We start from the raw sequence: 20,658 nt of genomic DNA on the forward strand, positions 1-20,658 counted from the left end.
TTTCACCTTAGCCGCGCAGCGTCGAACGGGCGAGCCGATCGTGGACGACAGGCAATAAAAAGCCCGCAATCAAGCGGGCTTTTCGATGGGGAGCTAATCCCTTAGCTGTTTTCATCCTCTGCCCCTGGGTGTGAAAAAAACGTGAAGCAAGGAGCAATCGAAACATTTTGTTGGAGATCAGACCGGGCGGGCTTGATCAGCTCGAATAATCCAGCGCGGTCCACACGCGACTCAGCCCTTCGCTGATCTGGCAGCTCGACAGATCGTCCGCTTCACCGCGCGAAGACAGGCGCACGGTGGAATCGCCCTCGCCTTCGGTCAACCACTGCAGGCGGCCGCAATTGGGCGTGTCGATGACGTAGCTGGCGGCAATCGCCGAACGCTGCCGGGGCAGACGAATCGCATCGCGCACGGTGCCGCGCTCCTCGATGCGCTTGCCGTCCGCCACCAGCACCGCCCAGGCCTCCTTGCCCTCGATGATGAGGTAAGCGCCATTGGCGCGCGGGACATCCGCCTGGGGCTGGGCACAGCCCGCCAGCATTGCCACACCGGCACACAGCATGAGTTTCTGCAGCATCGCCATCACTCTTGTTCGTCGAGAAATGCCTGTCAGACCACTGCTGACGGGCACTTCAGGGTTTCTGTCAGACCGTGAAAGCGATACTAGGAGAAAATACTGTTCATGCATACAGTATTTTGCGAAAATTTTTTAAACCTCGACGAATGGCCGCAGTCCATTGGCTACGTCGATCACCCCGGAACAGGGCATGGGCCTGATACCCATTGAGGAGCAAGCGATGGTGAGCATCCATCAGCTGAAATACACCGTGAACCACATGGCCATCGAGGAAGTCAGCGAGGCGGTGGCGGAATTGCTGCTGGAGGGGTTGGTCACGGAGGGCAAGACGCCTTTCAGCCGTACCCACTTCAATGTGTGCTTCGCGGAAATCGAGGCCCTGATGCAGCGCGCCGGCTACCACCGTCCGCTGGATGTGGTGGGCTACCAGGGCCAGGCCTACGCCATGTTCGACCCCAGTCGCTGGGACGCCGTGGAGGTGCTGCGCTGGCTGAAGGAGTACGTCGAAGAGTCGAAGGCGGTCAGCATCGCCTGACGACACGGCCTTTTTCGCAGGTCGCGATTGCGGGAGCAGCGACTTGCGAAGGCCCAGCTGGCGCACTAATGTCCCATGCACTCTTTCCCGCTTGCCGAATCAAGGACGATTCCATGCGCGCTTCTTCTTCCAACGACAGCTGGCTCTGGGCCTACCGCAAACTCCGTAGCTGGGATGTGGGCCGTTGCAGCTCCGCCTTTCTCGCCACACTCTTCCACTGGCGCGGCGACACCGGGCTGTTCTACAGCCACGGCGGCCTGCGCAAATCCCGCCTGACCCGCGACGACCTGCTCGACTGACCCGGTCTACTGCTGCTGATAGCTGCCATTGCCACGCGGGTAGACCGCGCCGTTGGGGTATTCGATGCTCTGACGGATACCGCCGCTGCCCTGGTCGATGATCACCGTCCCCGAACGCGACTCGCCGTAGCCGCTGGGTACGCGCACGCCACCGTAACCGTCCTGTCGCTGCCAGGTGGAGGAGCTCTCCACGCTGCCGCTGGCGCCCGGGCTGATGTAGATCCGCTGGATCACCGGCGGGGACTGCTGCCATTGCGGCGAACCCGGCTGGCCCTGTCGCTGGTTTTGTTGCCCGGTGAACGTCTGCGCGAAGACCGGCATCGTCAGACTGCCGCAGAGGATGAATGCCAGGCTTCTGAGACCGATCATGGCGATCTCCCACTGATGGAAAGGCTTCAGCTTACCAAGCTCTGGGCAGATCGTGGAGACGGCTTTTAGAAACACAGAAATCATTATATATCAATCAGTTACGACACTTATCTAAGGTTTTGAATTACAAAAACCGCTTGAAGCCAGCGCAGCCGACTCTCTGCCTGGCAAAAAAGCCTCGCACCCAATCGGTTAGGTCGCATTCTTGAAGTGATTTCTAGTTATTTTTATGCTTTAAAAACAATCTGTTACAGCTATAACCTCATGCGCTTCATAAAGCTTAGCGCTCCTATCGCGATACTCTCTCAACCCCAGAAACGCCCGCCCCGTCCTATCAACCGCCGACCACCGTTCTGGCCGCGTTGCCATTCCATTGCCACGATTGGCATTTCCCTATCAATCAGTAAGATGCAGCGACTTTCGTAAGGAACGCCTCATGTTCGGACGCTGCCTGACCCTGCTGCTGGTCCTCACCCTGCCCACTTTCGCGTTGGCTGCCGCGCCGCGCACCTTCGAGGAAGCCAAGAAGGTCGGTCGCACACTGTATGCCCGTCAGTCGGTGGAGTTCTATTGCGGCTGCCGCTACAACGGCACCAAGGTCGACCTGAAGAGCTGCGGCTACTCCCCGCGCAAGAACGCCCAGCGCGCGTCGCGCATTGAATGGGAGCACATCGTCCCCGCCTGGGTGATCGGCCATCAGCGCCAATGCTGGCAGAAAGGCGGCCGCAAGAACTGCTCGCAGAACGATCGGACGTACCAGAAGGCCGAAGCCGACCTGCACAACCTGGTGCCGAGCATCGGTGAGGTGAACGGCGACCGCGCCAACTACAGCTTCGCCTGGCTGCAGCAGAAACCGTCGCAGTATGGCGCCTGCCCCATGGTGGTGGACTTCAAGGCACGCAAGGCCATGCCCCGGCCGCAGATCCGCGGCATGATCGCCCGCACCTATTTCTACATGAGCGACCGCTACGGCCTGAAGCTGTCGAAGCAGGACCGCCAGCTGTTCACCGCCTGGAGCAAGCAGTACCCCGTGGAAGCCTGGGAGCGCCAGCGCAACCAGATGGTTGGCTGCGTGATGGGTTGGGGCAATCCGTACGTCGGCCCGATCGAGACCGAGCGCTGTCCGGCCCCGAAAATCGCCAGGCGTTGAAGCCTGGCGACAGCCGCAAGCGCCAGCAGTAGACTCCGACAGCCGTCCCGCAGGACGAGCCCAACCTTTATCTGTCTGGAGTAAGCAGCATGTCCTTCTCGATCTACCAGGCTTCGGTTCCCGTCTTCATCCGCATGCTCGGCAACCTTTCGGCGATTCTCGCCAAGGCCGCCGCCCACGCCGAAGCCAAGTCCATCGATCCTTCCGTCCTGATCAACGCCCGCCTCGCCCCGGACATGTTCGCCCTGGCGCGCCAGGTGCAGATCGCCTCGGATTCGGCCAAGGGCGCTGGCGCGCGCCTGGCCGGCGTGGAAGTGCCGAGCTTCGCCGACGACGAAACCACCTTCGACGAGCTGCAGGTGCGCATCGCCAAGACCGTCGAGTTCCTCAAGGGCCTCAAGCCCGAGCAGTTCGAAGGCGCCGAGGCGCGCACCATCGAGCTGAAACTGCGCGCCCGCGAGGTCAGCTTCACCGGGGCGGACTTCCTGCTGGGCTTCGTCAACCCTAACTTCTATTTCCACATCACCACGGCCTACGACATCCTCCGCCACAACGGCGTGGAAATCGGCAAGATGGATTATCTGGGCGGCGTCTGACCGCCCGGGCGCCGGCCACCCCGGCGCCCTTCAGCCGCGCGGCAGCGGCAGGCTGGTGGTGGACTTGATCTCCGACAGGGCGACGATGGAGTTGATCTCCTGCACGCCGGGCACCTGGGACAGCCGCTCGAAGAAGAAGCGCTCGTAAGCCTCGACGTCCTCGGTGACGATGCGCAGCATGAAATCCACGGCGCCCATCAGCACATGGCACTCCAGCACCTCGGGGAACGCCTGCATGGCCTGGGCAAAATCGGTCAGGTGATTGCGCCCGTGGGCATTGAGCTTCACCTGGGCGAAAATCTGCGTGTTCAGGCCAATCTTCTTGCGATCGAGCAACGTCACCTGCTTGCGGATCACCCCCTCGTCCTTCAGGCGCTGAATCCGCCGCCAGCACGGTGACTGCGACAGCCCGATGCGTTCGGCGATCTCCGCCGTCGACAGGGTCGCCTCTTCCTGCAGGAGGGCGAGAATCCTGCGGTCATGGGCATCGAGCGAAACGGACATGAACAAGTCCTTCATGCTGACTATGAAGACTTATTAATGCACAAATACTCGGAAACCGGTAGAAAACAGGCAAATCTATCCGCCGCCACGGCCGCAGAATATCTCCACTCCAACTGCATCGGCCGGCCGTCATGACTCTCCCAGCACTCAACCTCGTCAACCTCCCCCTGAACCATCAGGATCGCCCCGTTCCGACCGAGATCGCTGCCGACGCGCGCTACCTGATCCGCGCCGAGGTCGACGCCGACATCCTTTGCCGCCTGCTCAACCAGTTTGCGCTGCAGGGCCATGTGCCCGCAGAGGTGGAGGCCTCGCGCCGGGAGGACTGGCTGGATATCGCCCTGCGCGTGAATACGCTGCCGCGCTACCGCGCCGAGGTGATCGCCCAGCGCATGCGCGGCATGGTCAGCGTCTGTTCCGTGGACCTGCATGTGCAGGGCGCGGAGGCTGTCCTTTCGGCGACATAAACTGGCTTTCTGGCGTTAGCCGGCACAGTCTCTCCCCAGTAGAGTGCGAACCTGACCCGACGTGGTCGTTCACACAACAACGAAGAGAGATGTGCCCATGGCCCGCCCACGCCTGCTTCCCGACAACTTCACCCTGGCGCTGATCGCCACCGTGACCGTTGCCAGCCTGTTGCCTTGCGAGGGCACCGCTGCGGTGGTCTTCGGCTGGATCACCAACCTGGGGATCGCACTGCTGTTCTTCCTCCATGGCGCGAAGCTGTCGCGCCAGGCGATCATCGCCGGCGCCACCCACTGGCGCCTGCACCTGCTGGTGTTCGCCTGCACCTTCATCCTCTTCCCGATTCTCGGCATGGCGCTCAAACCCGCGCTGTCGCCGCTGGTGACCCCGGACCTGTACCTGGGCATGCTCTACCTCTGCGCCCTGCCCGCCACCGTGCAATCATCCATCGCCTTCACCTCGCTGGCCCGCGGCAACGTGCCCGCGGCGATCTGCAGCGCCTCGGCCTCCAGCCTGATGGGCGTGTTCCTGACGCCACTGCTGGTGCAACTGCTGATCGGTGCCCACGGCGATACCGGCATGTCGACCCTCGACGCCATCGGCAAGATCACCCTGCAACTGCTGGTCCCCTTCCTTGCAGGCCAACTGCTGCGCCCGTGGATTGGCGCCTGGGTCGAGCGCAACAAGCCGGTGCTGAAATACGTCGACCAGGGCTCGATTCTCCTGGTGGTCTACACCGCGTTCAGCGCCGCGGTGATTCAAGGGCTGTGGCACCAGATCCCGCTGCCCGCCCTCGCCGGCCTGGTGGTCGCCTGCTGCGTGCTGCTGGCCCTGGCGCTGATCGCCACCAACCTGCTGGGCCGCTACCTCGGCTTCTCCCTCGAAGACCGCATTACCATCGTCTTCTGCGGCTCGAAGAAGAGCCTGGCCACCGGCGTACCCATGGCCTCGGTGCTGTTCGCCAGCAGCACGGTCGGGGTAATCCTGCTGCCGCTGATGCTCTTCCACCAGATCCAGCTGATGGTCTGCGCCGTTCTCGCCCAGCGCTACGCACAGCGCCAGGACGCCAACCCTGCCTCCCTGGAGCGCGCCAACTGACGGCGTACCCAGGCATGAAAAAGCCGGTGCAGATGCACCGGCTTTTTTCTTGCCGACGAAGCGATCAGGCGCCGACCGGCGTGCGCAGCGTGACGAACTCTTCCGCGGCCGTGGGATGAATGCCGATGGTTTCGTCGAACACCCGCTTGGTTGCCCCGGCTTTGAGCGCCACGGCGATGCCCTGCAGGATTTCCCCGGCGTCCGGCCCGACCATGTGACAGCCCAGGACCTTGTCGCTGTCGGCGTCGACGATCAGCTTCATCAGGGTCCGCTCCTGACTCTCGGTCAAGGTGAGCTTCATTGGCCGGAAGCGGCTTTCGAAGATTTTCACCTTGTGCCCGGCAGCCCGCGCTTCGTCCTCGGTGAGCCCGACCGTACCGATGTTCGGCAAGCTGAACACCGCCGTGGGGATCAGCTTGTAGTCCACCGGGCGGTACTCCTCCGGGCGGAACAGCTTGCGCGACAGCGCCATGCCTTCCGCCAGCGCCACCGGCGTCAGCTGAACGCGGCCGATCACATCGCCAATGGCATGGATCGACGGCTCGCTCGTGCCATACGCCTCGTCCACCTTGATGTAGCCCCGCGCATCCAGCTCGACCGAGACATTCTCCAGGCCCAGGTTGTCCAGCTGCGGGCGGCGGCCCGTGGCGTAGAACACGCAATCGGCCTCCAGCACGCGGCCGTCCTTCAGGGTGGCCGCCAGGGTGCCGTCGCCCTGCTTGTCGATGCGCACGATGTCGCTGTTGAACTGCAGGTCCAGGCCCTTTTTAGTCAGTTCGTCGCGCAGATGCTCACGCACGCTGCGGTCAAAGCCGCGCAGGAACAGCTCGTTGCGGTACAGCAGCGAGGTTTGTGCGCCCAGCCCGTGGAAGATGCCGGCGAATTCCACCGCAATGTATCCCCCGCCCACGACCAGCACGCGGCGCGGCAGGGACTCCAGGAAAAACGCCTCGTTGGAGGTGATCGCATGTTCCTTGCCGGGAATGTCCGGCACCTGCGGCCAGCCGCCGGTGGCAATGAGGATGTGCTTGGCGCGCAAGCGCTGCCCATCCACTTCCACGGTATGCGCATCCTGCAGCTTGGCGTGGCCCTCCAGCAGGGTGACGCCGCTGTTCACCAGCAGGTTGCGGTAGATGCCATTGAGGCGATGGATTTCGCGGTTCTTGTTGGCGATCAGGGTCGCCCAGTCGAAGCTCGCCTCGCCCAGGGACCAACCGAAGCCGGCGGCCTGCTCGAAGTCCTCGTGGAAGTGCGCTCCGTATACCAGCAGCTTCTTCGGCACGCATCCGACATTGACGCAGGTGCCGCCCAGGTAACGACTTTCCGCTACGGCCACCTTGGCGCCAAAGCCCGCGGCGAAGCGCGCGGCACGCACACCGCCGGAACCCGCACCGATGACGAACAGGTCAAAATCGAAAGACATCATGGTTCTCCGCTTGGATATGTCGGGCAGCATACCTCAAGGCGCCTGTCCTATCCTGCAATTGCCGGCCCCGAAGGAGGTATCGCCATGCGCCCGACCCTCACCCACCTGGCCCTGCACGTGCCCGACCTGGATGCCTGCGTGGCCTTCTACGAGCGCTTCTGCGGCATGCGGATCATCCACCAGCGCGACGGCAAGGGCTCGCGCATCGTCTGGATGGCGGAGCCGGGCAAGGAGCACAGCTTCATTTTCGTCATCATGCCCGGCGGCCAGGAACGCCACCTCGCCAGCGACGACTACAGCCACTTCGGCTTTGCCGTGGCCACGCATGATGAGGTCGACCGTATCGCCAGGGATGCCGAAGCCGCAGGCTGCCTGATCTGGGCGCCGCGGGAGGAACCCTACCCCGTCGGATACTACTGCGGCCTGCGCGACCCTGCGGGCAACTACGTCGAGTTCAGCTACGGCCAGCCGCTGGGGCCCGGCTCGGAAGCCATGCCGATCCCGCGCTCCCTGTAGGCAGGAAACGAAAAAGCCACCCGAAGGTGGCTTTTTCCAGGAACGGAAAGCTCGGGATTACCAAGCCTTGCCGGTCTTGTAGAGGTGCTCGTAGCAGAAGTTGGTCGCCTCGATGTAACCCTCGGCGCTACCGCAGTCGAAACGCTTGCCCTTGAACTTGTACGCCAGCACGCAACCGTCCTGGGCCTGTTTCATCAGGGCGTCGGTGATCTGGATCTCACCGCCCTTGCCCGGCTCGGTCTGCTCGATCAGGTCGAAGATGTCCGGGGTCAGGATGTAGCGGCCGATGATCGCCAGGTTGGACGGCGCATCCTCGGGCTTCGGCTTCTCCACCATGGTGTTCACGCGGTAGATGTCGTCACGGATCATCTCGCCGGCGATCACACCGTACTTGTTGGTTTCTTCCGGCGGCACTTCCTGAATCGCCACGATCGAGCAGCGGAACTGGTTGTACAGCTTGACCATCTGCTTGAGGACGCTGTCGCCTTCGAGGTTCAGACACAGGTCGTCCGCCAGCACGACGGCGAACGGCTCATCGCCGATCAGCGGACGGCCGGTCAGGATGGCGTGGCCCAGACCCTTCATTTCGATCTGGCGGGTGTAGGAGAAAGTGCACTCGTCGATCAGACGACGAATACCGACCAGGTATTTTTCCTTGTCGGTGTTGCGAATCTGGTGCTCCAGCTCGTAGCTGATGTCGAAGTGGTCTTCGAGGGAGCGCTTGCCGCGACCGGTGACGATGCCGATTTCGCCGAGACCGGCTTCCAGCGCCTCTTCAACGGCGTACTGGATCAGCGGCTTGTTCACCACCGGCAGCATTTCCTTGGGCATGGCTTTGGTGGCCGGGAGGAAGCGGGTACCGTAGCCGGCGGCCGGGAACAGACATTTCTTGATCATGAGAGTCCTTCGAGAGGGACAGGGGTGCGAGTTGCGCGCAGTCTAATCAGGCTGCGCCCGCCTTACAATGCCCCGTATTGCAAGCTGCACGACTCGTGTGAAGACTTGCGAATCGGGTGGCACCGGCATCTGACCACCCAGGCGCAGATTTAGTTCGTGAAATTAATGGCAAAGCGTCAGCATCCTGCTCCATCGCCCGTCAACCGTGCGCTCGGCTGTCCTGAACCACCTCGCTGCCGGACAGCCGCTGACGCACCACGCCCCAGATCGACAGCTCATCGCCCTCCTCAACCTTGAGCGTCGGAAAATCATCGCTCGCCGCCTGCAATGCGAACGTGCCATCGACGATGGCCAGACGACGGATCAGCGCTTCGCCATTGAGCGCCGCGACGACAATCTCACCGGGCGACGCCAGTTCGGAGCGATCCACCAGCAGCAGGTCGCTGTGATGAATGCCGGCCTTTGTCATCCCTTCGCCACAGGCGCGGATTATGTAGGTATGAACAGAGGCAGGGGTCGCCGCGCCGCCGCGACGCACCACGTCCCCGACTTCCAGAATGGCTTGCTGCATGGGCCTTCTCCGAATACTGTATATCCATACAGATAACAGATACTCGTCGGCCCGACAAGCCATTGGATGGAACCTCTTGAGAGAAATGCCGCTCAACCGAAAGGACAGCGCACCAATGACGGTGGACTACCCTTAGGGAGGGGTGAGGATATCGATATGAATCCAGGCACGTTCGTCACGCTCATGATTCTGGGCTGGGTCCTGCTGGCGCTGGTCACACTGTGGGCCTTTCTGCGCGTTCCCATGCGTCGAGCCCGACTGCAGAAGCCCAACAGCAAGGCCAAAACTACGTCTTCGCAACACCACCCGCTCCCGCACTGAATATCGATCGTGCAAAATGCCACGAAGTTTTCCCACAGCCTTGCAAGCTGCATGGAAAGCGAGTCGGCATAAAAATATAAATTACTGATTTTAAAGGACTTTTTATTTTATAGAGATTGGTATGCACCCTGCAAAGAAAGGGAAGGAACCGCCCATTCATTGCCGAGGACGACACCATGCCAATCGACCGCCTGCCTGCCGCCCAATATCTCTGCCAGGTCTTCTCCGATTTCGACGTGAGCTTCAGCGCTCGACCGGACGGCAATCTGATCATGACATTGAGCAAGGACGCGGGCGAACACATTGCCTGCCGCGTTATCCGCCAGGAAGAACAACGCAACGAAGCCTTGCTGACCAGTTTGGTCAGCCGCATTCGTCGCGACCTGGCCACGGAATTCGGCCCGCTGCAGGAGCGCGACGCCGATCACTTCAAGGAGGAAGTGCCACTGCAGAACTTCTACGAGTCCGCCGGCCCGCGGCGCCAGCGCCGAATCGTCAAGGCCGGTGCGAAACTGCGCTCGATGGCGCAAATCAGCGCGTGATTTGCAGGAAATAAAAAACCCGGCCGAGGCCGGGTTTCTCATGTGTGATGCGCACCCCAAGTCGGGTCTTCAATGGTAATGACTCGGGGAGACTGGAAGTGGTGCCCGGAGCCGGACTCGAACCGGCACGCCCAAAGGGCGAGAGATTTTAAGTCTCCTGCGTCTACCGATTTCGCCATCCGGGCGGTAGCGCTTTGCAGCGTCGCCGGGCTCCTGGGAGCCCGGAAAGGGCTGGACTATATACAGCCCGCCTCCCCCTGCGCAAGTTGCTGGAACGCACAATCCCTGCAGTGGGCAGTTAAAGAAAAAGCCCTGTAAATCGAGGATTTACAGGGCTTTTCTATTGGAGGCTGAGGTCGGAATCGAACCGGCGTTCACGGATTTGCAATCCGGTGCATAACCACTCTGCTACTCAGCCATAACACGGATGACTCAAGGCGAATCATCAAAATCTGGAGCGGGAAACGAGACTCGAACTCGCGACCCCGACCTTGGCAAGGTCGTGCTCTACCAACTGAGCTATTCCCGCGTTGTCGTGTTGACGGGCGCCATTCTAACGTTTCAGAAATGCCTGTCAACTCCTTGATTCAAAAAAACTTATTTCTCTTTCGGGGTGGTATTCAGATGCGGCCACGCCGCCAGCAGGTAGTGCAGCATCGACCAGAGGGTGAGCACGGCGGCAACGATCAGGAGCGCATAGCCCACCAGCACCCAGAAGGTCATCAGCGGCGGATTGGCCAGAAGAATCACCAGCGCCAGCATCTGCGCTGCCGTCTTCCACTTGCCCAGGCTGGAAACCGCCACGTGCGCCCGCGCGCCGATTTCGGCCATCCACTCGCGCAACGCGGAAACGACGATCTCACGACCGATGATGATGGCCGCCGGCAGCGTCAGCCACAGGTTGGCGTGTTCTTCCACCAGCAGCACCAGCGCGGTGGCGACCATCAGCTTGTCCGCTACCGGGTCGAGGAAGGCACCGAAGGGCGTGCTCTGCCCCAGTCGCCGCGCCAGGTAGCCATCCAGCCAGTCGGTGGCGGCGGCAAGGGCGAAGACGGCGCTGGCTGCCAGGTGGCTGGCCGGAAACGGGAGATAGAACAGCAGGATGAAGATCGGGATGAGCAGAACGCGAAGCAGTGTGAGCAGGTTCGGGATATTCATCGGGTCGGTGGTCTGCGAGTTGAGCCGGCATTCTACTCGCTGTGCAGCGCAGCATAAATCTGCTCTGCCAGCTTTTTGCTGATGCCGGGGGCCTTGGCAATTTCATCGATACTGGCTCTGGCCAGCTCCTGCAACCCGCCGAAGTGCTTGAGCAGGTCGCGGCGACGCTTGGGACCGACGCCAGCGACATCTTCCAATGTCGACGTGCGTCGCGCCTTGCCGCGCCGCGCACGGTGGCCGGTGATGGCAAAGCGGTGAGCCTCGTCGCGGATCTGCTGGATCAGGTGCAGCGCCGGCGAGTCGGCAGGTAGCGTGAATTCGTGTTCGGCGTCGTTGAGGTACAGCGTTTCCAGGCCGGGCTTGCGGGTGACGCCCTTGGCGACGCCCAGCAGCGTCAACCCCACGACCGCCAGTTCCTGGAGCACTTCCTGGGCCATTGCCAACTGCCCCTTGCCACCATCCACCAGCAGGATGTCAGGCATCTTGCCCTCGCCCTCCTTGAGACGGCTGAAGCGGCGCGTGAGCGCCTGGTGCATCGCGGCGTAGTCATCGCCGCCGGTGATGCCTTCGATATTGAAGCGCCGATAGTCGGATTTCAGCGCGCCTTCCGGACCGAAGACCACGCAGGACGCCACCGTCGCCTCACCACTGGAGTGGCTGATGTCGAAGCATTCCAGACGCTGCGGCGGCTCGGGCAAGTCCAGCGCCTCGCCCAGCGCATCGAAGCGCGCCGCCATGTGCTGGCGGTTGGCGAGCCGCGCGGCGAGCGCCTGTTCGGCATTGGTGACGGCCAGTTGCTGCCAGCGCGCCCGGGTGCCGCGGACTCGCGGAGTGATTTCCAGCTGCCGCCCGCGCGACTCCTCGATGGCCGACGCCAGGATCGGGAAATCTTCGTGCACCGCGTTGACGATCAGCTCATTGGGCAGATCGCGCTCATGATGGCTGAGGTAGTACTGCCCGAGGAAGGCCAGCAGGACGTCACCCACCTCCTCCTCGATCGCCACCTGCGGGAAGAAATTCTTGCTGCCGAGCACCCGGCCGCCACGCACGCTGATCAGATGCACACAGGCACCGCCGGGCGTGACGATCGCCGCTACCACATCGACGTTGCCGGTGCCGAACTCCATGCTCTGCTGGTCCTGCACACGCCGCAGGATCTGTACCTGGTCACGCAGTTCCGCCGCCTTCTCGAAGTCCAGGCGCATCGCCGCCTGCTCCATGCTGGTGGACAGCTCCTCGGCCAGCACATTGCTGCGCCCTTCGAGGAACATGATCGAGTGGCGCACGTCTTCGGCGTACTCCTCCTCGCTCACCAGCCCGACACAGGGCGCCTTGCACCGCTTGATCTGGTACTGCAGGCACGGACGCGTGCGGTTGCGGTAGTAGCTGTCCTCGCACTGGCGCACGAAGAAGGCTTTCTGCAGCAGCGCCAGGCTTTCGCGAATGGCGCCGGCGCTGGGATAAGGCCCGAAATACCGCCCTTTCGCCCGCTTCGCGCCGCGGTGGATGGTCAGGCGTGGGAACGCGTCCTCGCTCGACAGGAAGACATACGGATACGACTTATCGTCGCGCAGCAGGATGTTGTACGGCGGTCGCCATTCCTTGATCAGCGTCTGCTCGAGCAGCAGCGCCTCGGTCTCGTTGGCGGTGATGGTGGTCTCGACCTGGGCGATTTTCGCCACCAGGGCGGCCGTCTTGGGCGCCAGGCCGGATTTGCGGAAATAACTGGAGAGCCGCTTCTTGAGGTCCTTCGCCTTGCCGACATACAGCAGCTTGGCCTCGGCGTCGAACATGCGATAAACGCCCGGCCGGCCGCTGCAGGTGGCCAGGAACGCCGCCGAATCGAACGGTTGCACCATGGTCAGTTGCTGGCGTCGACCATGCCGTGCCGGACAGCCAGCAACGCCAACTCGACGTCACTGGTGATCGAGAGCTTCTCGAAAATGCGGTAGCGGTAGGTGTTCACGGTCTTGGGCGACAGACACAGCTTGTCCGAGATGCTCTGCACCTTGTGGCAGTTGGCGATCATCAGCGCGATCTGGATTTCGCGCTCGGACAAGGTATCGAAGGGCGACGCGTTGCGTTCCGGTTCGAACGACTTCAAAGCGAGGTTCTGGGCAATCTGAGGGCTGATGTAGCGCTGGCCGGCGAAGACCTGGCGAATCGCCTGGACCATCTCGTCCAGGGCGGCGCCCTTGGTGAGGTAGCCCGCCGCTCCAGCCTGCATCAGGCGTGTCGGAAACGGGTCTTCCTCGCACACCGTCACCACCACGACGCGTACGTCAGGCTGGCTGCGCAGCAGCTTGCGGGTGGCTTCGAGGCCGCCGATGCCGGGCATCTTCACGTCCATCAGGACCACGTCAGGCTTGAGTTCGCGCGCCAGCTGCAATCCGCGCTCGCCGGAGTCGGCCTGCCCAACGACCTGCAGGCCGTCGATATCGGCCAGCATGCGGGTAATTCCGGTGCGCACCAGATCGTGATCATCGACCACCAGCACCTTAATCACGCAGCACCCCTTGAGCAGAATGGAATGGCGAGCCCCCGGAAGAGACTCCAAACAATTGCCGAACCTTAACAGAAAGCGACTCTACGACCTAGCTTGGAAGCGCTTCGCCAAAATGCAAGCGCCAGAGAAATGCGGCGCGGGCGGGACAAATGCTGACAGATGTGTCAAAGCGCGTCTAGGACGGCCGTTCCGACAGTTTCCCATGACGAATGTGAAGGACGACAAAAGAGAAGAAAGCGCTGACATCTGGACGCTATCGATAGCTGCCAGTCTCCGCCGCCTCCGGAGTTACACGCCGCGCCTGAATCATGGCGGCCCTTACCGCAGCCGAGGGCCAGGGGGCTCAGGCTTCGACGGCATCCAGCAGGGCCCAGGGCTTGTAGCCTGCGTTGCGCGCGGCCTTCTCCGCTTCCAGGATCGCCTCGGTGCGGCTCAGCGAGCGCGAGCGATGCTCGAAGCGAAATGCCGGGCCGGTCGCTCCCCTGACACTCAGAACGATCTGGTATCCGCGCATGGGGTTACTGGCTTCCCGAGTGGTTTTTTCTTTCTTGGGAGCAACACCCAGCGCTTCACGCATCTGGCGTTCGAGATCTTCGACTTGGTTCATTCAGAGTTTTCCGAGAAATGGGACGTGTAGTTTAACTGAGAGGATCAAAGTCCTACAGAATCATCCCTAGACACGACTGGATGTTCTTATGCAGTTTGACTGGGCGCCCAACAGCCGCTCACCCTGCATCGCACACGCTCCTGTGCCAATTCTTTCTCGAGCGACTGACGCGTCGCGCTGCTGGCTTCCGCGCCGGCCGGTCGCTCGGCCAAGATTCGCTAGCCTTTCTGCTGGGCGGCCTGCGCCCTAATCTCAACCCCTACTGTGCGGGCGGCCTAGCTGTCGGCGGTACGCTGCCAGCCAGTGTTTAGCAGCGACCGGTAGCTCCCGACTGCAAGCCATGCCCCAAGACGGGCGCGAGCGGTAATGGCAGGACGATAGTATTAGCGCCGCTCCTTCCACATGGCCGCACTCACACCAGTGCCTTCGCACATCCTCGTCGCTCGACGCACCTGAAATAAGGGACGCAGCCGTTCTCGTACCCAATGATCACCACTACCAGTCCATGCAGGGGCGCCGGCAGCCGAACGTCCATCGTTTAATTGGTCCGTACGCCTAAGGCCTTGGCCACCGGCCCAAGGAACGCGTCGTTGCCGCTCTCGTTACCCGGCGCCCAGCGGTTGAAGGTTTCGCTAATGGAGTTGTTGATGCCTAGGCCATCACCGATACGCCAACAACAGCTTGCTGAGGGCGTGGATGCCATTCTCGAGTATTGAAGCGTAGCTTGGCCACGCTCAGCTCCAGGCCGAGCTGCCCCTGCCAGTTATTAGACGGGTTGCGGTGGCTGTTGCCGGGATTGTTGTTGCGGACACCGCTAACGGTCATGGCTGATCTTCAGAAACGAAAACGCCAATTCGTAGGCTGGCGTTTGGAAATGCTTGTGGGGGCTGCTTGGTGATTGGCATTTAGGTCGCCATTCTGCAAAATGCGCCGGTTATTCAGTGGAGACAAAGGAAATGATGGGGACGCTGCGGTTTTTCATGGCAAGTTGCGTGGTTGCTTTCCATCTAACCGAGGAAACTCCAAATATCGGAATGCTGGCAATAGTATTCTTCTACTCGATCAGCGGATATCTGATAACCTTGGTACTTCACGAGACTTACAACTTCAAAGTCACGCAATTCACCACGAACAGAATACTAAGACTTTACCCCGCCTACCTGTTTACGCTAGGCATCGGCATCACTGCATCCATGATCGACGGCTTTAGTGCTTTCCACCCGACATGGCATAGCACTGGCTCCCTGCTGGACATTTTCGGCAACACGTTGATTTTCCCCTGGGGAATCGTTGCCGGCACAAATGTCGAACAGTACCGAATCATTCCTTCCTCTTGGTCGGTCGGCGTAGAGCTGTGCTGCTATGCCATTTTATGGCTGATAACCTCCCGATCGTGGCGTCTTTCTCTGATCACGGCTGCATTCTCCATCGCTTGGTATTTCTGGGTAAGCTTCTCTAACTCCAACCCTATGCTCAAATACTACCCGATTATCGCCGCGATGCTCCCATTCAGCCTGGGATCTATGGCCTACTTCATGTCTACGAAGTTAACCTTCCTTTGCGGCCTTCGAAATAACAAACCAGCGCAGACAGTCTTACTCCTCTCCGTCGTCGCCGTTTTCATTTGGCTGTGGCGCGAATCGTTAGATACTTCGAAGATAGTGGTCAGCCATTGGAGCTACTATGCAAACATCGCACTGGCGTTCATCACTGTATTGCTCGTAAATAAATCCAGGATGAGCGGAGTTACTGCGAGGATCGACAAGTACCTAGGCGACCTAGCCTACCCAGTGTTCCTTGGACACTTCATTTATGCATTCCTTGTATGGAAGCTATTCAATACAGAACTGCGCGGATGGGAAATATTTAGCTACGCATATTTCGCAACAATAGCGGCAAGCATCTTTATAGTCGAATTCATCGACAATCCAATAACCCAAGTCAGAAGCAGGATACGAGAGAAGGCAACCACCGCCCCTGCTGTATGCCCTCAAGGAAACTCGATAACTCGTGATTGAGCGCAACGTAGCGTCCATCATCTCGGCAAATTTCCTTGGCACGAGCACTGCCCCAAGGCAGCTACCACGTGCAGTAGGCATTCGCCAGCCTAAAGGCGGTTTCGACACGCCAAGCCCGAAACTCAGATGACTCTATCGCTCGTTGGATAGGAGCTAATGCTGCTGGGGTCGTTCGATGCCGCGTGTGCTCTTCACTTTCTCCAGCGAAAGTACCCGCTCATTGCAGGCTATCTGAGACTTCAGTGGGTAGCTTTGGGCGAGCCCCCCCCTCCGCGACTTGACGCTAAGCGTATCCATCTTTACTGTTCGTCGGCTTGCACTGCGCCGAAGCTGCTGCCTGGCATCTTTAGAAGTGGATTGTCTTCATACGTGCAGCCTGCTTAGTAAACAACCCTGGATCAAGCATGAAGTATATAGACGCTTTTACAAGAATCATCGGAGTCATATCACTGATATTGCTTCTCACAGGGCACTCCAATGGAAGCGGATGGAGATATATCCGCCTGACCGGCCTTGGCATATGGGGATGGCACGAATTCAAAGCAAGGAATAGACGACGGACGAAGGCGACGACAAGAACATCTAAGGATCGGGCCAATTATGCTTAACGAATTCATGTATCCAGCCATTATAATGGTCCTCTACATATTCTCATGCTTTATCACTAGAGCAGTTGGCTCGAGAATAGGCATAGAGATCGAGTCAGAAAAAGGCTTCTCAAGCTCTCTTGAAGTTCTCCGGGGAATGGCTGCGTTTCTTGTGTTCGGCGCACATTCCACCATGTATTTTGGACTTGCGCCAAAGCAGGTATTCTCCGCCACCTTTGGGGAGGTTGGCGTCCTGCTTTTCTTCATGCTCACTGGCCACTTATTCTGGTCCCAGATAAGAAACAATCGGTACCGGGCGGAATCATTCTTCCAGAAGCGGATTAAGCGGCTTCTCCCCGTTTACCTGCTCGTAATTTCAACGTTCACATTTCTGGACTGGGCCACTTCTGGCTTCCAAATTCCGACTCCCACACAGCTCACGGCATTGATCAGAAATTACGGTTTCGGCTTCGGAACTGTGGTCAACAGTATCGGAAACGTAAACGACGTTTTCTCGAAAGACATGTACCTGAGAATAAATAGCATCTGGACGCTTCGCTGGGAGTGGCTATTCTATCTTGTCATACCGATTCTGGCGACATTCAATAGATTCTCGATCACAACAGCGTTCGCAATTTTTTTATCTATTACATTTTTCAACCCTCTCGATTTATTCAACGGAACGACTGACATTGTCTTCATCCTAGCCTTTTGGTTTGGCGCGCTATCCGTTGAGATAGAAAGCGGAAAGAACGGAATTTTCAAGTTCCTGAATTCGAGGGCCGCAAGCAACTTCCTGCTCCTGTGCGGTATATCAGCGTTACTCATATATCTCTTCCGTGGCGAGGTCATGCAGAAGAACGTTCGCGTTCCGTACATGCTTTTTTGCATGTTCCCAGTTTTCATGTATTTCGTATTATCAAAGAGCTTCTCGGACAGACTAACCTGGCCACCCATGCAGATGGTCGGAAAAATTAGCTATTCCTTCTATCTTTGGCATCTTGGCATCAATCATTACACGATGCAGATCGTGACGCGCCACTTCCATGACACACAGAACTGGACCGCCATGATCTCAATTTGCTTTGCGATGATGGCAGTGGCGACTGTGGTTTCTTGCTACAGTTACAAGTTCATCGAAGAAAGATTCATGCATCGAAAGGGGAACACGTTGCCCGCACCGTCCCTGGGATAAAAGAATGAGCGCTGCCAGTCAACGACACGGCAGTGCTCGCTAGCACGACGTCACAACGCTATTAAGAATCGAACAGTTAAGTTCTACACTGACTTAGCCATGACATTCTGCACCATGGCACTCAGCTGAGCGCCTACCTTGTCAGGCGCTCGGTAAGTACTATGACTCACCGTGATATCGCCTGTAGCATTGGCCAGACGGCCGAAACTTGGAGGGGCGTCCACGCGCTGAGCAAGGCGGCGGTCATGCCCTACGGCAGGCACAAGGGAAGGCTAATCACTGCGGCTCCCAGCGACTACAAGGCATCGCTGCTGCGGCAGCCCGCTGTCGATCCGCACCTCCTACAAGCGCTCGGCGCGCTGATTCACCACAAAGCGCCGCAACGGCGCCCAACACCTTGAGTTGCTCCATGGAAGACAAGATCTCCTAAGCGCTTACCATATGACTACCAAGTCAGGTTATGCCGGATTCAGCGGCAAGCTAATCCTGGTGAGAAATGCCGTCCTAGAGCCTCCGAATCAGAATATTCCTATACAAACACTCTGCCGCAGCATGATAGCATGTAGCCATGCCAGGGACAGAGGAGCGGTCTAGCTCGCATGTTGGTTCAGGATCGCACCGACTAAAGCTCCACCTGCCTCGCTCAATCTTTGCCGGCCGAGGTTGGTACGTGCCGGCTTGTTCAGGAGTATCAAAATGAGCACCGTTTGCAGAAACGGCATGGAAGATGCTTTTAAGGCCCTTGAGGGCCTCCAAAACGTTCTTCAAGGTCTGACGCCCGTAAGCCGTCAGCCACAGCCCGAGCTGGTAGCACAATTTCCGCCATCCGCCATATCCCCAAAGGCGCTGCCCGCTACGCTGCGCGCCACCGTCGCACGCCTGCCAAAGGTCGCTGCCGCCGGCTTGCTCACCGCAGCCAGCGAACTAAGTGCCAGCACCAACATGCTGGAACTGGAATATCGTGCCGGCGCAACGCAGGGCCGAATGCTCGCCGCCGTTGAGCGTGACGAGTTGCGCGAGGATGAATGCCAGCAACTTAGCGACTGGATTCTCAGCCTGACAATGCAGCGCTCGCTGGAGCTGAAGGAGCATCTGTGAGCGACGGTGACGCTGACCTGACCGCAGCAGCCTTGTCCGCTCTTGTCGCATTGGGTGTTGACCCACAGGCCGCACCGCGGCGCCTGACCGCAGTCTTCAATGCCCTTCGGTCAGGGGGCGTCCCCCTACCACGTTCAAGCCATGCTGATTGTCCCGGCGACCTCTGCGCGGTACTCACCAAGGCCGCTGCCGGGGCGACGAGCAGTTCTTAACTCCCTCCCAAAGCCCTTCTCCGTCTCGCTCGACGAAGAAGGGCCGTTCGCGTTTGATACCGTGGGCGCCTTGAGTCAGAGGCGGGAGGCTCGCAGTGGCTACGTACAAACAACTTACTGCATCACCTGGCCCCTTGTGATAGCCAGCCCGACCGGCCGCAGGGGCGACGACCAGCATGCTGCCCGCCCTGGAGGCGCGCGAAGCTGCCTTTGATGCCGGCGACGAGCAACTGGCAGCCGCCATTGGCCAATTCCAATTCCGTGATATCCGTCCCAAGGCCGCATCGGAGATTGCCGACATTCGCGAGGCTTCAGCCTTACTCGGCCACTCCGATAAACGGATTACCGAAACCGTGTATCGACGCGTTGGCGAAGTAGTGAAACCGACCCGCTAATGACGCTGATGCGGAAATGATTGAAATGATGCGGAAATGATAGGGAGATAACGATGGGCCAGATTGCCACCCACCAGAAACGCGAAAGCCCCGCAGTGCGGGGCTTTCAACGTTGTAATAGTGGCGGAAGCGTAGAGATTCGAACTCTAGGACAGTTGCCCGTCGACGGTTTTCAAGACCGTTGCCTTAAACCACTCGGCCACGCTTCCACATGAACGGGCGGCAATATTACCGGATCGCAACACACTGTCAAACTCTGATGATTCAGCCCGCTTTTGCCTCTGTTATCATGGGCATCACTACGGTCACGGATCCGTATCCCGCTTAACAGGAGTGTCTCGACATGCAAGAACGGCAATATCTCGACTCCACAGCCGTGGAGCAGAAGGAGGTCAGCGGCGTCCTGCGCAATACCTACGGTCTGCTGGCCCTGACCCTGGCCTTCAGCGGCCTGGTGGCCTACGCCTCGCAGCAACTGCGCCTGCCCTACCTGGGCCCCATCGTTACTCTGCTCGGCTTCTACGGCCTGTTCTTCCTCACCGTGAAGCTGCGCAACAGCGGCTGGGGCCTGGTCAGCACCTTCGCCCTCACCGGCTTCATGGGCTACACCCTCGGCCCGATCCTGAACATGTACCTGGGCATGGCCAATGGTGCGAGCGTGATCTCGTCGGCCTTCTTCATGACCGCCCTGGTGTTCTTCGGCCTGTCCGCCTACGTGCTGACGACCCGCAAGGACATGAGCTTCCTGTCCGGCTTCATCACCGCGGGCTTCTTCGTGCTGCTGGGCGCCGTGCTGGTATCGCTGTTCTTCCAGATCAGCGGCCTGCAACTGGCCATAAGCGCCGGCTTCGTGCTGTTCTCCTCGGCGATGATCCTGTTCCAGACCAGCGCGATCATCCACGGTGGCGAGCGCAACTACATCATGGCGACCATCAGCCTGTACGTCTCGATCTACAACCTGTTCATCAGCCTGCTGCAGCTCTTCGGCATCATGGGCAGCGACGACTGATCCTTCG

The 20,658-nt window shown here is 59.7% G+C and carries 22 protein-coding genes, 4 tRNA genes and 1 pseudogene; 13 read left to right on the forward strand and 14 right to left on the reverse strand.

Annotated features, from left to right (window positions below; translation table 11 throughout):
• Window positions 1-196: 196 nt before the first annotated feature.
• Complete coding sequence (locus tag N0B71_RS22740; protein WP_259755067.1) at window positions 197-577, reverse strand: hypothetical protein; 381 nt, start codon at window positions 575-577, stop codon at window positions 197-199.
• A gap of 220 nt (window positions 578-797) precedes the next feature.
• Here N0B71_RS22740 and N0B71_RS22745 point away from each other — a divergent pair, with 220 nt between their 5' ends.
• Both N0B71_RS22745 and N0B71_RS22750 read left to right on the forward strand, forming a co-directional pair.
• Entirely contained in the window at window positions 798-1,112 is a 315-nt protein-coding gene (locus N0B71_RS22745; RefSeq protein WP_259755068.1) for a transcriptional regulator, read from the forward strand.
• A 113-nt stretch (window positions 1,113-1,225) separates the two neighbouring features.
• Window positions 1,226-1,411, forward strand: a complete 186-nt coding sequence (locus N0B71_RS22750) for a hypothetical protein (RefSeq protein WP_259755070.1) — start codon at window positions 1,226-1,228, stop codon at window positions 1,409-1,411.
• Window positions 1,412-1,417: 6 nt separating this feature from the next.
• On the opposite strand, the gene N0B71_RS22755 is transcribed toward N0B71_RS22750, so the two are convergent.
• Window positions 1,418-1,780 carry a hypothetical protein gene (locus N0B71_RS22755; protein WP_259755071.1) on the reverse strand — a complete coding sequence of 121 codons (363 nt, stop codon included), beginning with the start codon at window positions 1,778-1,780 and terminating at the stop codon, window positions 1,418-1,420.
• A gap of 436 nt (window positions 1,781-2,216) precedes the next feature.
• On the opposite strand from N0B71_RS22755, the gene N0B71_RS22760 reads away from it, so the two are divergent.
• Window positions 2,217-2,930, forward strand: coding sequence for an endonuclease I family protein (locus N0B71_RS22760; RefSeq protein WP_259755072.1), 714 nt, complete (start codon window positions 2,217-2,219; stop codon window positions 2,928-2,930).
• An 89-nt stretch (window positions 2,931-3,019) separates the two neighbouring features.
• Window positions 3,020-3,526 carry a DUF1993 domain-containing protein gene (locus N0B71_RS22765; RefSeq protein WP_259755073.1) on the forward strand — a complete coding sequence of 169 codons (507 nt, stop codon included), beginning with the start codon at window positions 3,020-3,022 and terminating at the stop codon, window positions 3,524-3,526.
• A gap of 30 nt (window positions 3,527-3,556) precedes the next feature.
• On the opposite strand, the gene N0B71_RS22770 is transcribed toward N0B71_RS22765, so the two are convergent.
• On the reverse strand, window positions 3,557-4,030 hold the full coding sequence (locus N0B71_RS22770; protein WP_259755075.1) for an Lrp/AsnC family transcriptional regulator: 474 nt from the start codon (window positions 4,028-4,030) through the stop codon (window positions 3,557-3,559).
• 131 nt (window positions 4,031-4,161) lie between these two features.
• Between N0B71_RS22770 and N0B71_RS22775 the strand changes: the two genes are divergently transcribed.
• A complete protein-coding gene (locus tag N0B71_RS22775) occupies window positions 4,162-4,497 on the forward strand; it encodes a hypothetical protein (protein ID WP_259755076.1) in 336 nt (111 codons plus the stop codon).
• Between the two features lie 97 nt (window positions 4,498-4,594).
• Window positions 4,595-5,593, forward strand: a complete 999-nt coding sequence (locus tag N0B71_RS22780) for a bile acid:sodium symporter family protein (RefSeq protein WP_259755077.1) — start codon at window positions 4,595-4,597, stop codon at window positions 5,591-5,593.
• Between the two features lie 64 nt (window positions 5,594-5,657).
• Here N0B71_RS22780 and gorA read toward each other — a convergent pair whose 3' ends face one another.
• On the reverse strand, window positions 5,658-7,016 hold the full coding sequence (gene gorA / locus N0B71_RS22785) for a glutathione-disulfide reductase (protein WP_259755078.1): 1,359 nt from the start codon (window positions 7,014-7,016) through the stop codon (window positions 5,658-5,660).
• An 87-nt stretch (window positions 7,017-7,103) separates the two neighbouring features.
• Here gorA and N0B71_RS22790 point away from each other — a divergent pair, with 87 nt between their 5' ends.
• Window positions 7,104-7,535, forward strand: a complete 432-nt coding sequence (locus N0B71_RS22790) for a VOC family protein (RefSeq protein WP_259755079.1) — start codon at window positions 7,104-7,106, stop codon at window positions 7,533-7,535.
• Between the two features lie 57 nt (window positions 7,536-7,592).
• Here N0B71_RS22790 and galU read toward each other — a convergent pair whose 3' ends face one another.
• Together galU and N0B71_RS22800 are read right to left on the reverse strand one after the other, a co-directional pair.
• Window positions 7,593-8,432, reverse strand: coding sequence for a UTP--glucose-1-phosphate uridylyltransferase GalU (gene galU, locus N0B71_RS22795; protein ID WP_088421520.1), 840 nt, complete (start codon window positions 8,430-8,432; stop codon window positions 7,593-7,595).
• A 199-nt stretch (window positions 8,433-8,631) separates the two neighbouring features.
• Window positions 8,632-9,003, reverse strand: a complete 372-nt coding sequence (locus N0B71_RS22800; RefSeq protein WP_259755080.1) for a LexA family protein — start codon at window positions 9,001-9,003, stop codon at window positions 8,632-8,634.
• A gap of 497 nt (window positions 9,004-9,500) precedes the next feature.
• On the opposite strand from N0B71_RS22800, the gene N0B71_RS22805 reads away from it, so the two are divergent.
• Entirely contained in the window at window positions 9,501-9,866 is a 366-nt protein-coding gene (locus tag N0B71_RS22805) for a DUF3509 domain-containing protein (RefSeq protein WP_259755081.1), read from the forward strand.
• A gap of 99 nt (window positions 9,867-9,965) precedes the next feature.
• On the opposite strand, the gene N0B71_RS22810 is transcribed toward N0B71_RS22805, so the two are convergent.
• The 7 genes from N0B71_RS22810 to N0B71_RS22840 form a co-directional block, all read right to left on the reverse strand.
• Window positions 9,966-10,051: transfer RNA gene (locus N0B71_RS22810), tRNA-Leu, on the reverse strand.
• A 159-nt stretch (window positions 10,052-10,210) separates the two neighbouring features.
• Window positions 10,211-10,284, reverse strand: a tRNA-Cys gene (locus tag N0B71_RS22815).
• Between the two features lie 35 nt (window positions 10,285-10,319).
• Window positions 10,320-10,395, reverse strand: a tRNA-Gly gene (locus N0B71_RS22820).
• 68 nt (window positions 10,396-10,463) lie between these two features.
• Window positions 10,464-11,024 carry a CDP-diacylglycerol--glycerol-3-phosphate 3-phosphatidyltransferase gene (gene pgsA, locus N0B71_RS22825; protein WP_259755083.1) on the reverse strand — a complete coding sequence of 187 codons (561 nt, stop codon included), beginning with the start codon at window positions 11,022-11,024 and terminating at the stop codon, window positions 10,464-10,466.
• Window positions 11,025-11,056: 32 nt separating this feature from the next.
• The gene (gene uvrC / locus N0B71_RS22830; RefSeq protein ID WP_259755084.1) at window positions 11,057-12,883 is read right to left on the reverse strand and encodes an excinuclease ABC subunit UvrC; all 1,827 of its coding nucleotides are present in this window, start codon (window positions 12,881-12,883) and stop codon (window positions 11,057-11,059) included.
• A gap of 2 nt (window positions 12,884-12,885) precedes the next feature.
• Window positions 12,886-13,530 (reverse strand): response regulator transcription factor GacA, encoded by a 645-nt coding sequence (gene gacA / locus N0B71_RS22835; RefSeq protein WP_017517075.1) that lies wholly within the window; start codon window positions 13,528-13,530, stop codon window positions 12,886-12,888.
• A gap of 343 nt (window positions 13,531-13,873) precedes the next feature.
• On the reverse strand, window positions 13,874-14,137 hold the full coding sequence (locus N0B71_RS22840; RefSeq protein WP_259755085.1) for a hypothetical protein: 264 nt from the start codon (window positions 14,135-14,137) through the stop codon (window positions 13,874-13,876).
• A 956-nt stretch (window positions 14,138-15,093) separates the two neighbouring features.
• On the opposite strand from N0B71_RS22840, the gene N0B71_RS22850 reads away from it, so the two are divergent.
• The 4 genes and pseudogenes from N0B71_RS22850 to N0B71_RS22865 form a co-directional block, all read left to right on the forward strand.
• The gene (locus tag N0B71_RS22850; RefSeq protein ID WP_259755086.1) at window positions 15,094-16,155 is read left to right on the forward strand and encodes an acyltransferase family protein; all 1,062 of its coding nucleotides are present in this window, start codon (window positions 15,094-15,096) and stop codon (window positions 16,153-16,155) included.
• 600 nt (window positions 16,156-16,755) lie between these two features.
• On the forward strand, window positions 16,756-17,937 hold the full coding sequence (locus N0B71_RS22855; RefSeq protein WP_259755088.1) for an acyltransferase family protein: 1,182 nt from the start codon (window positions 16,756-16,758) through the stop codon (window positions 17,935-17,937).
• A 696-nt stretch (window positions 17,938-18,633) separates the two neighbouring features.
• Window positions 18,634-19,035 (forward strand): hypothetical protein, encoded by a 402-nt coding sequence (locus N0B71_RS22860; RefSeq protein ID WP_259755089.1) that lies wholly within the window; start codon window positions 18,634-18,636, stop codon window positions 19,033-19,035.
• A 418-nt stretch (window positions 19,036-19,453) separates the two neighbouring features.
• Window positions 19,454-19,642: pseudogene (locus N0B71_RS22865) on the forward strand (hypothetical protein); the annotation flags it as partial.
• Between the two features lie 121 nt (window positions 19,643-19,763).
• On the opposite strand, the gene N0B71_RS22870 reads toward N0B71_RS22865, so the two are convergent.
• Window positions 19,764-19,851 (reverse strand) — tRNA-Ser (locus N0B71_RS22870).
• Window positions 19,852-19,985: 134 nt separating this feature from the next.
• Here N0B71_RS22870 and N0B71_RS22875 point away from each other — a divergent pair.
• Window positions 19,986-20,651: a Bax inhibitor-1/YccA family protein gene (locus tag N0B71_RS22875; RefSeq protein ID WP_259755090.1), complete on the forward strand. Its 666-nt coding sequence runs from the start codon at window positions 19,986-19,988 to the stop codon at window positions 20,649-20,651.
• The last annotated feature ends 7 nt before the right edge of the window (window positions 20,652-20,658 follow it).

The organism is Pseudomonas sp. GCEP-101, from assembly GCF_025133575.1.
Classification (GTDB): domain Bacteria; phylum Pseudomonadota; class Gammaproteobacteria; order Pseudomonadales; family Pseudomonadaceae; genus Pseudomonas; species Pseudomonas nitroreducens_B.

What these genes read in the sequence shown, in the direction of transcription:
- N0B71_RS22775 (WP_259755076.1), top strand. Translation starts at nt 4,162, where the DNA reads ATGACTCTCCCAGCACTCAACCTCGTCAACCTCCCCCTGAACCATCAG.
- gorA (WP_259755078.1), bottom strand. Translation starts at nt 7,016, where the DNA reads ATGTCTTTCGATTTTGACCTGTTCGTCATCGGTGCGGGTTCCGGCGGT.
- N0B71_RS22875 (WP_259755090.1), top strand. Translation starts at nt 19,986, where the DNA reads ATGCAAGAACGGCAATATCTCGACTCCACAGCCGTGGAGCAGAAGGAG.
- N0B71_RS22765 (WP_259755073.1), top strand. Translation starts at nt 3,020, where the DNA reads ATGTCCTTCTCGATCTACCAGGCTTCGGTTCCCGTCTTCATCCGCATG.
- N0B71_RS22780 (WP_259755077.1), top strand. Translation starts at nt 4,595, where the DNA reads ATGGCCCGCCCACGCCTGCTTCCCGACAACTTCACCCTGGCGCTGATC.
- N0B71_RS22750 (WP_259755070.1), top strand. Translation starts at nt 1,226, where the DNA reads ATGCGCGCTTCTTCTTCCAACGACAGCTGGCTCTGGGCCTACCGCAAA.
- pgsA (WP_259755083.1), bottom strand. Translation starts at nt 11,024, where the DNA reads ATGAATATCCCGAACCTGCTCACACTGCTTCGCGTTCTGCTCATCCCG.
- N0B71_RS22805 (WP_259755081.1), top strand. Translation starts at nt 9,501, where the DNA reads ATGCCAATCGACCGCCTGCCTGCCGCCCAATATCTCTGCCAGGTCTTC.
- N0B71_RS22760 (WP_259755072.1), top strand. Translation starts at nt 2,217, where the DNA reads ATGTTCGGACGCTGCCTGACCCTGCTGCTGGTCCTCACCCTGCCCACT.
- N0B71_RS22740 (WP_259755067.1), bottom strand. Translation starts at nt 577, where the DNA reads ATGCTGCAGAAACTCATGCTGTGTGCCGGTGTGGCAATGCTGGCGGGC.
- N0B71_RS22790 (WP_259755079.1), top strand. Translation starts at nt 7,104, where the DNA reads ATGCGCCCGACCCTCACCCACCTGGCCCTGCACGTGCCCGACCTGGAT.
- N0B71_RS22770 (WP_259755075.1), bottom strand. Translation starts at nt 4,030, where the DNA reads ATGTCCGTTTCGCTCGATGCCCATGACCGCAGGATTCTCGCCCTCCTG.
- N0B71_RS22860 (WP_259755089.1), top strand. Translation starts at nt 18,634, where the DNA reads ATGAGCACCGTTTGCAGAAACGGCATGGAAGATGCTTTTAAGGCCCTT.
- uvrC (WP_259755084.1), bottom strand. Translation starts at nt 12,883, where the DNA reads ATGGTGCAACCGTTCGATTCGGCGGCGTTCCTGGCCACCTGCAGCGGC.
- N0B71_RS22855 (WP_259755088.1), top strand. Translation starts at nt 16,756, where the DNA reads ATGCTTAACGAATTCATGTATCCAGCCATTATAATGGTCCTCTACATA.
- N0B71_RS22840 (WP_259755085.1), bottom strand. Translation starts at nt 14,137, where the DNA reads ATGAACCAAGTCGAAGATCTCGAACGCCAGATGCGTGAAGCGCTGGGT.
- N0B71_RS22800 (WP_259755080.1), bottom strand. Translation starts at nt 9,003, where the DNA reads ATGCAGCAAGCCATTCTGGAAGTCGGGGACGTGGTGCGTCGCGGCGGC.
- N0B71_RS22850 (WP_259755086.1), top strand. Translation starts at nt 15,094, where the DNA reads ATGATGGGGACGCTGCGGTTTTTCATGGCAAGTTGCGTGGTTGCTTTC.
- N0B71_RS22755 (WP_259755071.1), bottom strand. Translation starts at nt 1,780, where the DNA reads ATGATCGGTCTCAGAAGCCTGGCATTCATCCTCTGCGGCAGTCTGACG.
- N0B71_RS22745 (WP_259755068.1), top strand. Translation starts at nt 798, where the DNA reads ATGGTGAGCATCCATCAGCTGAAATACACCGTGAACCACATGGCCATC.
- galU (WP_088421520.1), bottom strand. Translation starts at nt 8,432, where the DNA reads ATGATCAAGAAATGTCTGTTCCCGGCCGCCGGCTACGGTACCCGCTTC.